Source organism: Achromobacter maghribensis, from assembly GCF_057334215.1.
In genome coordinates, this window is the sequence record NZ_JBHFII010000047.1 from 148030 (window position 1) to 162007 (window position 13978).

General features: G+C 64.7%; 10 protein-coding genes. 5 read left to right on the forward strand and 5 right to left on the reverse strand.

Annotated elements, in window-relative coordinates; genetic code table 11:
• Positions 1-57 precede the first annotated feature (57 nt).
• From odhB to ACE039_RS20665, 3 genes are all read right to left on the reverse strand, one after another.
• Complete coding sequence (gene odhB, locus ACE039_RS20655) at positions 58-1293, reverse strand: 2-oxoglutarate dehydrogenase complex dihydrolipoyllysine-residue succinyltransferase (RefSeq protein ID WP_105555027.1); 1236 nt, start codon at positions 1291-1293, stop codon at positions 58-60.
• A gap of 102 nt (positions 1294-1395) precedes the next feature.
• On the reverse strand, positions 1396-4263 hold the full coding sequence (locus ACE039_RS20660; RefSeq protein ID WP_448709746.1) for a 2-oxoglutarate dehydrogenase E1 component: 2868 nt from the start codon (positions 4261-4263) through the stop codon (positions 1396-1398).
• Positions 4264-4590: 327 nt separating this feature from the next.
• Entirely contained in the window at positions 4591-5061 is a 471-nt protein-coding gene (locus ACE039_RS20665) for an Lrp/AsnC family transcriptional regulator (RefSeq protein ID WP_485823227.1), read from the reverse strand.
• Between the two features lie 191 nt (positions 5062-5252).
• On the opposite strand from ACE039_RS20665, the gene ACE039_RS20670 reads away from it, so the two are divergent.
• The gene (locus ACE039_RS20670; protein ID WP_310032823.1) at positions 5253-6269 is read left to right on the forward strand and encodes a 1-aminocyclopropane-1-carboxylate deaminase; all 1017 of its coding nucleotides are present in this window, start codon (positions 5253-5255) and stop codon (positions 6267-6269) included.
• Positions 6270-6353: 84 nt separating this feature from the next.
• On the opposite strand, the gene ACE039_RS20675 is transcribed toward ACE039_RS20670, so the two are convergent.
• Both ACE039_RS20675 and uraH read right to left on the reverse strand, forming a co-directional pair.
• Positions 6354-7559 carry a urate hydroxylase PuuD gene (locus ACE039_RS20675; RefSeq protein WP_485823228.1) on the reverse strand — a complete coding sequence of 402 codons (1206 nt, stop codon included), beginning with the start codon at positions 7557-7559 and terminating at the stop codon, positions 6354-6356.
• Positions 7560-7776: 217 nt separating this feature from the next.
• On the reverse strand, positions 7777-8127 hold the full coding sequence (gene uraH, locus ACE039_RS20680) for a hydroxyisourate hydrolase (protein WP_310032827.1): 351 nt from the start codon (positions 8125-8127) through the stop codon (positions 7777-7779).
• Positions 8128-8272: 145 nt separating this feature from the next.
• Here uraH and puuE point away from each other — a divergent pair, with 145 nt between their 5' ends.
• The 4 genes from puuE to ACE039_RS20700 all read left to right on the forward strand — a co-directional run bounded on the left by puuE (position 8273) and on the right by ACE039_RS20700 (position 13951).
• Positions 8273-9217 (forward strand): allantoinase PuuE, encoded by a 945-nt coding sequence (puuE, locus tag ACE039_RS20685; RefSeq protein WP_485823229.1) that lies wholly within the window; start codon positions 8273-8275, stop codon positions 9215-9217.
• Positions 9218-9228: 11 nt separating this feature from the next.
• Positions 9229-11007 carry a 2-oxo-4-hydroxy-4-carboxy-5-ureidoimidazoline decarboxylase gene (gene uraD, locus ACE039_RS20690; RefSeq protein ID WP_485823230.1) on the forward strand — a complete coding sequence of 593 codons (1779 nt, stop codon included), beginning with the start codon at positions 9229-9231 and terminating at the stop codon, positions 11005-11007.
• A gap of 4 nt (positions 11008-11011) precedes the next feature.
• Complete coding sequence (locus tag ACE039_RS20695) at positions 11012-12241, forward strand: M20 family metallopeptidase (protein ID WP_448709912.1); 1230 nt, start codon at positions 11012-11014, stop codon at positions 12239-12241.
• Positions 12242-12445: 204 nt separating this feature from the next.
• On the forward strand, positions 12446-13951 hold the full coding sequence (locus tag ACE039_RS20700) for a nucleobase:cation symporter-2 family protein (protein WP_105555036.1): 1506 nt from the start codon (positions 12446-12448) through the stop codon (positions 13949-13951).
• The last annotated feature ends 27 nt before the right edge of the window (positions 13952-13978 follow it).

Here is a 13978-nt window from a genome sequence, read left to right on the forward strand (position 1 = left end):
GGCGGGGGCGCCGCCGGCCCGAAGGCCCGGTGCGGCGCCGCGCGCGGAGCGTCGAGATTACAGGTCCAGCAACAGACGCTGCGGATCTTCCAGGGCGTCCTTCATGGCGACCAGGCCCAGCACGGCTTCGCGGCCGTCGATGATGCGGTGGTCGTAGGACAGCGCCAGGTAGTTCATCGGGCGGATAACGATCTGGCCGTTTTCGACAACGGCGCGATCCTTGGTGGCGTGAACGCCCAGGATGGCCGATTGCGGCGGGTTGATGATCGGGGTCGACAGCATCGAACCGAACACGCCGCCGTTGGAGATCGAGAACGTACCGCCGGTCATTTCTTCAATGCCCAGCTTGCCGTCAGCGGCGCGGCGGCCAAAGTCGGCGATGGTCTTTTCGATTTCAGCGATGGACAGCTGGTCGGCGTTGCGCAGGATCGGCACCACCAGGCCACGCGGGCTGCCGACAGCGATACCGATGTCGAAGTAGCCGTGATAGATGATGTCCTTGCCGTCGATCGATGCGTTGATCAGCGGGTACTTCTTCAGCGCGGCCACGGCGGCCTTGACGAAGAACGACATGAAGCCCAGCTTGATGCCGTGTTCCTTTTCGAACTTGTCCTTGTACTTGCTGCGCAGATCGATGACCGCTTGCATGTTCACTTCGTTGAACGTGGTCAGGATTGCGTTTTCTTGCTGCGATTGCAGCAGGCGCTCGGCGATGCGGGCGCGCAGGCGGCTCATCGGCACGCGCTGTTCCGGACGGCCGTCCAGCGACAGCGTGGTCGGGGCCGGGGCGGCCGGGGCCTTGGCCGGAGCAGCCTTGGCGGCAGGAGCGCCGGCAGCCAGGGCGTCGCCCTTGGTCACGCGGCCATCGCGGCCGGTGCCGGCCACGGAAGCGGCGTCAACGCCCTTCTCGGCCAGGATCTTGGCGGCGGCGGGCGATGCCACGCCGGCAGCAGCCGACGAAGCGGGCGCAGCGGCGGGGGCCGGGGCGGCAGCGGCTTGTTCGGCGGCCTTGGGGGCTTCGGCCGGGGCGGTCGCGGCGGCGGCGGCCTTGGCGGCGGTGTCGATGCGGGCCAGTACTTCGCCCGAGGTCACGGTGCTGCCATCGCCCTTGACGATTTCAGCCAGCACGCCCGAGGCGGGCGCCGGCACTTCCAGCACGACCTTGTCGGTTTCGACTTCGATCAGGATTTCGTCCGCTTCAACGGCAGCGCCCGGCTGCTTCTTCCAGGTCAGCAGGGTCGCTTCGGAGACGGATTCGGAAAGTTGGGGGACGACGACGTCGGTGATAGCCATTTTGTTTGTTCCGTAAAGTTGTGTTCTGGTCACGCGGCGCGGCAAGGTTCGAAACGGGGTTCCAAAACGCTTGCCGCCCGCGGCGCGTGCATCAAGTCAGGGTTACTTCGTCAACATGACCTTGAACTTGGGCGCGAAAGCCGTTTCGATCAGGGCCTTCTGCTGCTCTTGGTGCTTGGCCAGGTAGCCCACGGCCGGCGATGCCGACGCGGCACGACCAGCGTAGCCCAGCTTCTGGCCTTCGACCATGTTCTCGTACACGTGATGCTGAACGTAGAACCAGGCGCCTTGGTTCTGCGGTTCGTCCTGAACCCAGATCACTTCGGTTGCCTTCGGGTACTTGCGCAGTTCCGTTTCGAACGCCTTGTGGGCGAACGGGTACAGCTGCTCGACACGGATGATCGCGACATTGTCGGCGCCACGCTCGCGGCGGGCGTTGACCAGGTCGTAATACACCTTGCCCGAGCAAGCCAGCACGCGCTTGACCTTGCTTGCGTCGATCGTGTCGTCCACTTCGCCGATCACCGGGCGGAAGCTGCCACCGGCCAGATCGGTCAGGGGCGAACCTGCGTCCTTGTTGCGCAGCAGCGACTTCGGCGTGAACAACACCAGCGGCTTGCGGAACGGGCGGATCATCTGGCGACGCAGCACATGGAAGATCTGCGAAGCCGAGGTCGGCTGGATCACTTGCATGTTGTTGTCGGCGCACAGTTGCAGGAAGCGCTCGATGCGGCCCGAGGAGTGCTCGGGGCCTTGGCCTTCGTAGCCGTGCGGCAGCATCAGCGTCAGGCCCGACTGGCGGCCCCACTTGGCTTCGCCGGAGCTGATGAACTGGTCGATCACGACCTGGGCGCCGTTGACGAAGTCGCCAAACTGGCCTTCCCAGATGGTCAGCGTGTTCGGCTCGGCGCTGGAGTAGCCGTATTCAAAGCCCAGCACCGCCTCTTCGGACAGCACGGAGTCGATGACGGTGAACGGGGCCTGGCCTTCCGACACGTTCTGCAGCGGAATGTAGGTGCCGTCGTTCCAGCGTTCGCGGTTCTGGTCGTGCAGCACGGCGTGGCGGTGCGTGAACGTGCCACGGCCCGAATCCTGGCCGGTGATGCGGATGGCGTAGCCCGAGGACACCAGGGTTGCGAAGGCGAGGTGTTCGCCCATGCCCCAGTCCAGGTTCATTTCGCCCTTGGCCATCGTGCGGCGGTCGTTCAGCAGCTTGGCCACCAGCGGGTGCACCGTGAAGCCTTCCGGAACCGTCGTGATGCGTTCGCCGATGCGCTTGAGTTCAGCCAGCGGCACGGCCGTGTCGGCCTGGTCGGTCCACTTGGCGCCCAGGAACGGCGACCAGTCGATGGCGTACTTGCTCTTGTAGTCGGTCAGCACCGGTTCGATGGTGCGCTGGCCGTCTTCCATCAGCTGACGGTAGTCCTTGACCAGTTGATCGGCTTCGCCTTCAGCCAGCACGCCTTGCGTGGTCAGCTTGTCGGCATACAGCTTGCGCGTGCCGGGGTGATGGCCGATGCGCTTGTACATCAGGGGCTGCGTCAGCGACGGGGTGTCTTGCTCGTTGTGGCCCAGCTTGCGGAAGCAAACGATGTCCACGACGATGTCGTGACGGAATTGCAGGCGGTAGTCCAGCGCCAGCTTGGTGACGAACACCACGGCTTCGGGGTCGTCGCCGTTGACGTGGAACACCGGGGCTTCGATCATCTTGACGACGTCGGTGCAATACAGCGTCGAACGCGAATCGCGCGGGTCGGACGTCGTGAAGCCGATCTGGTTGTTGATGACGATGTGCAGCGTGCCGCCCGTGCCGTAGCCACGGGTTTGCGCCAGGTTCAGCGTTTCCATGACCACGCCCTGGCCGGCGAAAGCCGCGTCGCCGTGCACCAGCACCGGCAGCACTTGCTTGCCTTCGGCATCGCCGCGGCGTTCCTGGCGAGCGCGCACGCTGCCTTCGACCACGGGGTTGACGATTTCCAGGTGGGACGGGTTGAACGCCAACGACAGGTGGACCGGACCGCCACGGGTGGACAGGTCGGACGAGAAGCCGTTGTGGTACTTCACGTCGCCGTCGGTCAGGCCTTCGGCGTGCTTGCCTTCGAACTCGGCGAACAGGTCGCCGGGCATCTTGCCCATGATGTTCACAAGCAGGTTCAGGCGGCCGCGGTGGGCCATGCCGACCACGATTTCCTGAACGCCGTTTTCACCGGCGTGGTTCACCACTTCGTCCATCGAGGCGATGAAGCTTTCGCCGCCTTCCAGCGAGAAACGCTTCTGGCCGACGTACTTCGTGTGCAGGAAGCGCTCGAGCCCTTCGGACTCGGTCAGTTGCTGCAGGATGTGGCGCTTTTCTTCGGCCGAGTAGGCCGGCGCGCCCAGCGTGGTTTCCAGGCGCTCCTGGATCCAGCGCTTGGCGGCGGGGTCGGAGATGTGCGTGAATTCAGCACCGACGCTGCGGCAATACGTGTCACGCAGAGCCTTCAGGATGTCGCGCAGCGTCATCGTGCTGGCGGTCGTGAAGTAGGTGTTGGTGGCCGAGTAGGTCTGGTCCAGATCGGCTTCGGTCAGGCCGTAGAAGGCGGGATCGAGTTCCGGGATCGGGGGACGTTCCTGGCGCTTGAGCGGGTCCAGGTCGGCCCAGCGCGAGCCCAGCGAGCGGTAGGCGGCAATCAGCGATTGCACCGAAACCTGCTTGCTGGCGACGCTCAGGTCGGGTTCAGCCGAGCGTTGCACGAAGGCATTGGCCTTGGCGCGCTGGGCAAACGATTCGACGATGGGAGCGTGGGCCTGGTCGCGAGTGGATTCCTGGCCATCGGTAGCGGGAGCGTGCTGCAACTGGTCGAAATACTCACGCCAATTGTCAGGAACCGAACCGGGGTTGTCGAGGTAGGCTTCGTAAAGCTCCTCAACATATGGGGCGTTACCCCCAAAGAGATAAGACGTGGATAGAGATTCTATTTCCGAAGACATATCGCTTCACCTTTACGAGTGCTTCACTCGACACGATGCAGGAAAACCTTCCGCAGCACGGGCTTCCCGTTAAGCGGATCGCAGGGGCAGAAGGCGCGTACAAGCCTTGATAGCCGTATGTTTGAAAGTATAACCCTTTGAGTTTATGGGCGTCTTGCTGCATTTGCGTGACGCAAAAGCCCGTGCGGAATACCTGCATGCGGCTTTGGAATGTCCGTCGAACGCCTGCAATCCAGCCGTCTACGCGCCATCAAATTCCGTCAATCGAAAATGCCGCAGCGCGTCATTTTCAGGCGCTCCAAACAAGAGTGTTGCGCAATAGCCGCGTCATACCGGCAGCGAGGTCGTGGACAGGATCCCTTTCAACACAAAAAAGGTGCGGATCTGGCGTACGCCGGGCAGCTTGATGATCTCGCCCGCATGCAGCTTGTTGAAGCGTTCCAGATCGCGGATGCGCAGCATCAGGAAGTAGTCGAATTCGCCGGCCACCAGATGGCACTCCAGGCAACCGCTGATACCGCGCGCTGCTTCCTCGAAATCGGTGAAGGACTCTGGCGTGGAACGGTCCAGCACCACGCCCACGATCACCAGCGTGGCCATGTCGACCGCGCCCGGCTCCAGTAGCGCGACCGTCTTCTTGATGACGCCTTCCGCCTTCAGCTTTTCCACCCGCCGCAGGCAGGCGGCCGGGCTAAGGTGGACGCGCGCGCTCAGGTCCAGGTTGGTGATCTGCGCGTCATCCTGCAGCACGCGCAGGATGTGGCGGTCGATGCGGTCCAGGCCCGGCGTGGCGGTCATTTGATGCGTCCCTGAAAATTTAATTTCGTTAATGTTTTTATATTCGAAATATCCAATTCCCAGCAACGCCCATTAATAACTTTAAACACGGAAAACGAATAAATAACGCAATTGACCGCAAATCCCGGCGATTCCTATGATTTCCTATCCGCGCCACCCGGCCGGCCCGGACCTTTCCTTCAGGAGCCCGCATGGATCTGCAACGATTCCCCCGCCATCGCCTGACCTTCGGCGACACCCCCATCGAAAAGCTCGACCGCCTGTCCGCGCACCTTGGCGGCAAGGTCGAGATTTACGCCAAACGCGAAGACTGCAATAGCGGCCTGGCCTTCGGCGGCAACAAGCTGCGCAAACTGGAATACCTGATTCCGCAGGCGCTCGAGCAAGGCTGCGACACGCTGGTGACGATCGGCGGCATCCAGTCGAACCACACCCGCATGGTGGCCGCCGTCGCCGCCAAGCTGGGCCTGGCCTGCGTGCTGGTCCAGGAGAACTGGGTGGACTATTCCGACGCGGTCTATGACCGGGTCGGCAACATCATGATGAGCCGCCTGATGGGCGCCGACGTGCGGCTGGTGGACCAGGGCTTCGACATCGGTTTCCGGCGCAGCTGGGAAGAGGCGCTGGAAGACGTGAAGAAACGCGGCGGCAAGCCTTATGCCATTCCCGCCGGCGCGTCCGACCACGAATTGGGCGGGCTGGGCTACGTGGGGTTCGCCGAAGAGGTGCGCCGGCAGGAGGCCGACCTGGGATTCAAGTTCGACTACATCGTCGTGTGCGCCGTCACCGGCAGCACCCAGGCGGGAATGGTGGTGGGCTTTGCCGCCGACGGACGCGCCGACCGCGTCATCGGCATCGATGCGTCGGCCACGCCGGAACAGACGCGTGCGCAAATTCTTCGGATCGCGCGGCGCACGGCGGATCTGGTGGGGCTTGAGACCGGCATCGCCGACAGCGACGTGGTGCTGGACACGCGCTACGCGTATCCGGCCTACGGCCTGCCGTCGGCAGAAACCAACGACGCCATCCGCACCTGCGCGCGTCTGGAAGGCATGATGACCGACCCGGTCTACGAAGGAAAATCCATGCAGGGCATGATGGACCTGATCCGCCGCGGCGACATCCCTGCCGGCTCGAAAGTCCTGTATGCGCACCTGGGAGGGGTGCCGGCGATCAACGCCTACAGCTTTCTGTACCGCAACGGCTAACGAAGGCTTCGGCGCGGCCGGGTTCGGATCGATGGGATGGCCGGCCGGCGACCTGCGCTGAACCGGCCGCCGCCCTGCTTCGGCCTACTTCGTCTTGGCGCCCGCCTGGAACCAGGCGCCGATCAACGCGCGCTCATCGTCGGTCATGCCGGTGGAATTGGCCATCGGCATGATCTTCGCGACCACCACTTGCTGGTAGACGGCTTGGGCGTGCGTCGCGATCTGCTCGGCGGAATCCAGCCGCACGTTCTTCATCTGCACTTGCGCGCCGTGGCACAGCAGGCAGCGCTGGTCGAACACCTGGCGCACCTGCACGAACCCCACCTCTTTGGACACGGCGGCCACGGCCGGCGCCGCCACCGGCACGGGCCGCATCCAGATGATGGTCAGGCCCAGCACCGCCACGCCCAGCAGCGCATACGGCAACGGATTGCGCGCATTGCCCAGCTTGAAGCGGTGACGCACCACGAAGAACTGCCGAATGGCCGCGCCGCCCAGCATGATCAACAGCAGCACGATCCAGTTGTACGGATGCGTGTAGGTGAAGCTGTAGTGGTTGCTCATCATGGCGAACAGCACCGGCAGCGTGAAGTACGTGTTGTGCACGCTGCGCTGCTTGCCACGCTGGCCGTTGACCGGATCCACCGGCTTGCCGGCCCGCATCGCCGCCACGTTCTTGCGCTGCCCTGGAATGATCCAGAAAAACACGTTGCCGCTCATGGTGGTGGCCATCATGGCGCCCACCAGCAGGAAGGCCGCGCGCCCCGCGAACCAGTGGCAGGCCAGCCACGAGGCCAGCGCGATGAACACCGCCAACAGCACGCCGACGACGGTGTCGCCATGCTTGCCGCGGCCGAACCAGCGGCAGATGCCGTCGTAGACAAGCCAGAACACCACGAAGAACGCCAGCGCTACCGCCACTGCAGTGCCGGGCTGCCAGTCCATCTTCGTGCGGTCGATCAGATAGGTGCTGGCATTCCACAGGTAAGACACGGTGAACAACGCGAAACCGGTCAACCAGGTGCTGTAGCTTTCCCAGAACGACCAGTGCAGGTGGTCGGGCAGCGTCTTGGGCTGCATCGCGTACTTCTGCATGTTGTAGAAGCCGCCGCCGTGCACCGCCCATTGCTCGCCGCCCACGCCTTTAGCGGCCGACTCCGCGTCGCGGGGCTTCTCCAGGCTGTTGTCCAGCATCACGAAGTAGAACGACGTGCCGATCCACGCGATGCCGGTGATGATATGGGCCCACCGCAGCAGCAGATTGACCCAATCCAGGTAATAGCTTTCCATGCACGCCCCCGCAGTGGACGGGCCTGTCATAGGCTCCGCCGCACTGCCTACCACCGCGGGCGCTGTAAGCAGAAGTTGGATCGCGCACAAGGCCGGCAGGCCCCGCACCGCTGCGATCAAGTGCTGAAAATTGTATGCATGTTTTGTCCACAAGGCTATCAGCGGCAGCCGCGCGCGGCATCAGGAATACCCTGATGCCCCACACCCCGACCAAGCGTCAGGATCCGCGGTAGGTCGAGTAGCTCCAGGGGCTGACGAGCAGCGGCACGTGGTAATGCTCGTTTGGGTGCGCCACGCCGAAATCCAGGCTGACCTGATTCAGGAAATTGGGTTCGGGCAGGGCCACGCCCCGCGCCTTGAAGTACCCCGCCACATCGAACACCAGCCGATACGTGCCCGTGCGCAGGTCCTGGTCGGTGAACAGCGGTTTGGCGCTGCGGCCGTCGGCGTTGAGCGTAAATTGGTTCAGCAACGTGGCGCCGCCATCGCCGGTGGCATAAAGCGCAACGTCCATGCCCGCCGCGGGGCAGCCGTGCATGGTATCCAGTACGTGCGTGGTCAGGCCCAATCGTCTCTCCTCATGCCCGCGGGTGGCCGGGCGCTATCATGGTTATCCTTAATGATGTACATAAATTGTATACAGCTTATTGCTTTCCAGCTATCGTTTAGCCCATCATGAAACCGTCCGCCAACCTGTGCCCGCCCGCCCATTCATGAACACCTACGACTCCACGCTTCCGTACCCCCGCGACCTGATCGGCTACGGCCGCAATCCGCCCCACGCGCAATGGCCGGACCGCGCCCGCATCGCCGTGCAATTCGTGCTGAATTACGAAGAAGGCGGTGAAAACTCCGTGCTGCACGGTGACGCGGGATCCGAACAGTTCCTGTCCGAGATGTTCAATCCGGCCAGCTACCCGGATCGCCATCTCAGCATGGAAGGCATTTATGAGTACGGCTCGCGCGTGGGCGTCTGGCGCATTCTGCGCGAATTCGAAAAGCGGCAGTTGCCGCTGACCGTGTTCGGCGTGGGCATGGCCTTGCAGCGTCATCCCGACCTGACGGCGGCGCTGACCGAACTGGGCCACGAGATCGCCTGCCACGGCTGGCGCTGGGTGCACTACCAGAACGTGGACGAAGCGACCGAACGCGAACACATGCGCCTGGGCATGGACGCCATCACACAGCTGACCGGCACGCGGCCGCTGGGTTGGTACACCGGCCGCGACAGCCCCCGCACGCGCCGGCTGGTGGCGGACTACGGCGGCTTCGAATACGACAGCGACTACTACGGTGACGACCTGCCATTCTGGATGCAGGTGCAGAAAAGCGACGGGTCCGTCGTGCCGCAACTGATCGTGCCCTATACGCTGGACTGCAACGACATGCGCTTCGCCCTGCCCCAGGGCTATTCGCACGCCGACCCGTTCTTCCAGTACCTGAAAGACAGTTTCGACGTGCTCTACGCCGAAGGCGACGACGCGCCCAAGATGCTCAGCATCGGCATGCATTGCCGGCTGCTGGGCCGCCCCGGGCGCATCACGGCGCTGCAACGCTTCCTGGACCACATCGCCCGCCACGACCGCGTCTGGGTGTGCCGCCGGCTGGATATCGCCCGGCACTGGAAAGCCACCCACCCCTATCTTCCCAACCGGTAAGCGCGACAACCATGGCCTACACCCTGGAACAACTCAATGCCGCCACGCCCGACGAGGCCGTGGCCATGCTCGACGGCTTGTACGAGCACTCGCCCTGGATCGCCCGGCAGGCGCTGGCCGCGCGGCCGTTCCGGTCGCTGCCGCATTTGCAGGACCAGATGCGGTGCGTGCTGGATGCGGCCGATATCGAAGCCCGGCTGGCGCTGATCCGCGCCCACCCGGAACTGGCCGGCCGCGCCATGCAGCAGAACGGCCTGACCGCCGAATCCACGAACGAGCAAGACCGGGCAGGCCTCACGCATTGCTCGCCCGAAGAACTGGCGCGCCTGCAGCAGTTGAACGCCGATTACGGCGCCCGCTTCGGCTTCCCCTTCATCCTGGCCGTGCGCGGCGCGCGCGGCACGGGATTGAACCGCCAGCAGATCATCGATGAATTCGCGCGGCGGCTGGACAACCCGCCGGACGTTGAACTCCAGGAGGCCGTGCGCAACATCCACCGCATTGCCGAAATCCGCCTGGCCGACAAGTTCGGCGCCGACCTGGCGCTGGGCAATGACATCTGGGACTGGCAGGAACGCCTCAGCATCCACAGCGACCCCGGCTATGCCGAAAAGGGGCAATTGACCGTCACCTATCTGACCGAGGCCCACCGGGCCTGCGCGCAACGCATCTCGCACTGGATGCGCGACTGCGGCTTCGACGAGGCCGAGATCGACGCGGTGGGCAACGTGGTCGGCCGCTACCGTGCCGACCGTGCCGATGCGCCCACGCTGATGACGGGCAGCCACTACGACACGGTACGCAACGGCGGCAAGTACGACGGCCGCCTGGGCATCTTCGTGCCGATGGCCTGCGTGCGCGAACTGCATCGCCAGGGCCGGCGCCTGCCCTATCACGTGGAAGTGATCGGCTTCGCCGAAGAAGAAGGCCAGCGGTACCGCGCCACGTTCCTCGGGTCGGGCGCGCTGATCGGCGACTTCAAGCCCGAATGGCTGGACCAGAAAGACGCCCAGGGCATCACGATGCGCGACGCCATGCTGCACGCCGGGCTGTGCATCGACGACATCCCCAAGCTGCGCCGCGATCCCGCCCGCTATCTGGGCTTTGTGGAAGTGCATATCGAACAAGGCCCCGTGCTGTTCGAAATGGGCCTGCCGCTGGGCATCGTCACGTCGATCAACGGCAGCGTGCGATACCAGGCCCAGATCTTCGGCATGGCGTGCCACGCCGGCACCACGCCGATGAACCGGCGCCGCGACGCCGCCACCGCCACGGCGGAACTGGCCCTGTACCTGGAGCAGCGCGCGGCGCGCGACGGCGATTCGGTCGGCACGATCGGCATGCTGGAAGTGCCCAGCGGATCCATCAACGTGGTGCCCGGCGAATGCCGCTTCAGCCTGGACTTGCGCGCCCCCAGCGACCCGCAGCGCGACGCGCTGGTGAACGACGTGCTGGCCGAACTGGCCGCCATCTGCCAGCGGCGCGGCCTGCGTTACGCCCTTGAGGAAACCATGCGCGCCGCCGCCGCGCCCAGCAATCCCGCCTGGCAGCAACGCTGGGAACGCGCCGTCGATGCCCTGGGCGTGCCCGTGCACCGCATGCCCAGCGGCGCCGGCCACGACGCCATGAAGCTGCACGAGGTCATGCCCCAGGCCATGCTGTTCGTGCGCGGCCAGAACTACGGCATCAGCCACAACCCCCGCGAATCCACCACCAGCAACGACATCCAGCTAGCGGCGCTTGCCATGCAGCGCCTGCTGGACGACCTTGCCAACGACATCACCCGCTGACACCATGACCGATTACGCCCGACTCGACGCCTGGGTAGACGCCCACTTTGACGAAGAAGTCCGCTTCCTGCAGGCACTGGTGCGCGTCCCCACGGACACGCCCCCCGGCAACAACGCCCCCCATGCCGTCCGCACCGCCGAACTGTTGCAGGACTTCGGCTTCGAGGCCGAAGCCCATGCGGTGCCCGCGCAGCAGGTCAAGGATTACGGCCTGGAATCCATCACCAACCTGATCGTCCGGCGCGAATACGGCCCAGGCCGCCGCGTGGCGCTTAACGCCCACGGCGACGTTGTCCCCCCCGGCGACGGCTGGCAGCACGACCCCTACGGCGCCGAGATCGACGACGGCAGTCTGTACGGCCGTGCCGCCGCGGTCAGCAAGAGCGATTTCGCCAGCTTCACCTTCGCCGTGCGTGCGCTGGAAGCCGTGGCCCGCCCCACGCACGGCGCCGTTGAACTGCACTTCACCTACGACGAAGAGTTCGGCGGCCTGCTCGGACCCGGCTGGCTGCTGTCGCAGGGCCTCACCAAGCCCGACCTGATGATCGCCGCCGGCTTCAGCTATGAGGTCGTGACGGCCCACAACGGCTGCCTGCAAATGGAAGTGACCGTGCACGGCAAGATGGCGCACGCGGCCATTCCCTCTACCGGCGTCGACGCGCTGCAAGGCGCGGTCAAGATCCTGAACGCGCTGTACGCGCAGAACGCGCGCTACCAGCAGGTGACGTCCGGCGTCGCGGGCATTACGCACCCGTACCTGAATGTCGGTCGCATCGAAGGCGGCACCAACACCAACGTCGTGCCCGGCATGGTCAGCTTCAAGCTGGACCGCCGCATGATCCCGGAGGAAAACGCCGCGGAAGTCGAAGCCGATATCCGTCGCGTCCTCCAAGAGGCCGCGGCGGCCACGCCCGGCATCACCATCGAAATCAAACGCCTGCTGCTGGCCAATTCGATGCGCCCCCTGCCCGGCAATCAGCCGCTGGTCAGCGCCATCCAGAAGCACGGCGAGGAGATCTTTGGCGAACCCATCCCCGCCATGGGCACCCCGCTCTACACCGACGTGCGCCTGTACGGCGAAGCGGGCATTCCCGGCGTGATCTACGGCGCAGGCCCGCGCACGGTGCTGGAGTCGCATGCCAAGCGCAGCGACGAACGGGTCGTGCTTGAAGACCTGCGCCGCGCCACCAAGGTCATCGCTCGCACGCTGGCCGATTTGCTGCAGCCCGCCTGAGCGTGGCAGGGCATGACACGCGCCGGTGGCCGCGTGTCATGCCCCATCAGCGTCAAATCCTTCATTACGTAACTAAATATATCAAATTAACTCGGGTTTTCCTCTATTCCGAAGACCCGGCCTGTCTGTATACATTCCTCGTACACAAGAACGCTTTTCAGGACTTTTCCCACCGACATCCCACTCCGCCAGGAGACTTTCGCCATGCAGGCTGCATCGTCCGCGCCCTCCCGCGCGCCGCAAGACATCCACCCCGTCGACCAGCGCCTGCCCACCGGCAAGCTCGCGGCGCTGGGCCTGCAACACGTGCTGGTGATGTACGCCGGCGCGGTGGCCGTGCCGCTGATCGTGGGCCGCGCCCTGAACCTGTCGCCGGACGAAGTCGCCATGCTGATCTCGGCGGACCTGTTCTGTTGCGGCATCGTCACGCTGATCCAGACCCTGGGCGCGACGCAGTGGTTCGGCATCAAGCTGCCGGTGATGATGGGCGTCACCTTCGCGTCGGTCGCGCCCATGGTGGCGATCGCGAACGCCAACCCCGGCACGGCGGGAGCGCAGTTGCTGTTCGGCACCATCATCGGCGCGGGCGCGGTGTCCATCCTGATCGCCCCGATGATCAGCCGGATGCTGCGCTTCTTTCCGCCCGTCGTGACGGGCACCATCATCGCCGTCATCGGCATCACGCTGATGCGCGTGGGCATCAACTGGATATTCGGCAATCCGTTCGGCCCCACCGCGCCCGTCATCGTCGACCCGCTCTACGCCAAGTGGCTGGCCGACGTGACCTCGCCGGGCAGCGCCATTCCGCCCGTGCCGCAAGGGTTCGCCATCATGCCGTCGATGCCGAATCCCCGATACGCCGACCTGACCGGCCTGGGTATCGCCGCGCTGGTCCTCGTCTCCATCCTGTTGATCGTCAAGTACACGCGCGGCTTTGTCGCCAACATCTCGGTGCTGCTGGGCATCGTGATCGGCGCCGTCGCCGCGTCCGCGACCGGCATCATGACCTTCGAGAAGATCGGCCAGGCCGCCTGGTTCGACATCGTGCTGCCGTTCCACTTCGGCATGCCGAAGTTCGACCCCATCCTGATCCTGAGCATGTCGCTGATCATGGTGGTGGTGATGATCGAATCCACCGGCATGTTCCTGGCGTTGGGTGAAATGACCGGCCGGGACGTTCGGCAGGAAGACCTGGCGCGCGGTCTGCGCACCGACGGCCTGGGCACCTTGCTCGGTGGCATCTTCAATACCTTCCCCTACACCAGCTTTTCGCAGAACGTCGGGCTGGTCGCGGTGACGGGCGTCAAAAGCCGCTACGTCTGCGTGGCGGGGGGCCTGGTCCTGCTGGTGCTGGGATTGCTGCCCAAGATGGCCGCGCTGGTGGAATCGCTGCCCACCGTGGTGCTGGGCGGCGCGGGCATCGTCATGTTCGGCATGGTCACCGCCACGGGGATCCGCATCCTGTCCGGCGTGGACTTCAAGGGCAACCGCCACAACGCGATGATCGTGGCCGTTTCGATCGGGGTCGGCATGGTGCCGCTGATCGCGCCCAACTTCAAGCAGTGGATGCCGCACTCGCTGCACACGCTGGTGGAGTCGGGGATTCTATTGGCCTCGCTGTCGGCCGTGCTGCTTAACCTGTTCCTGAATGGCGCCACGCATGACAAGCGCGCCATCATCTCGGCGGCGCTGCAAGCCGACGAACACTAAGCGTGGCGGGGGGGGGGGGGGGGGGGG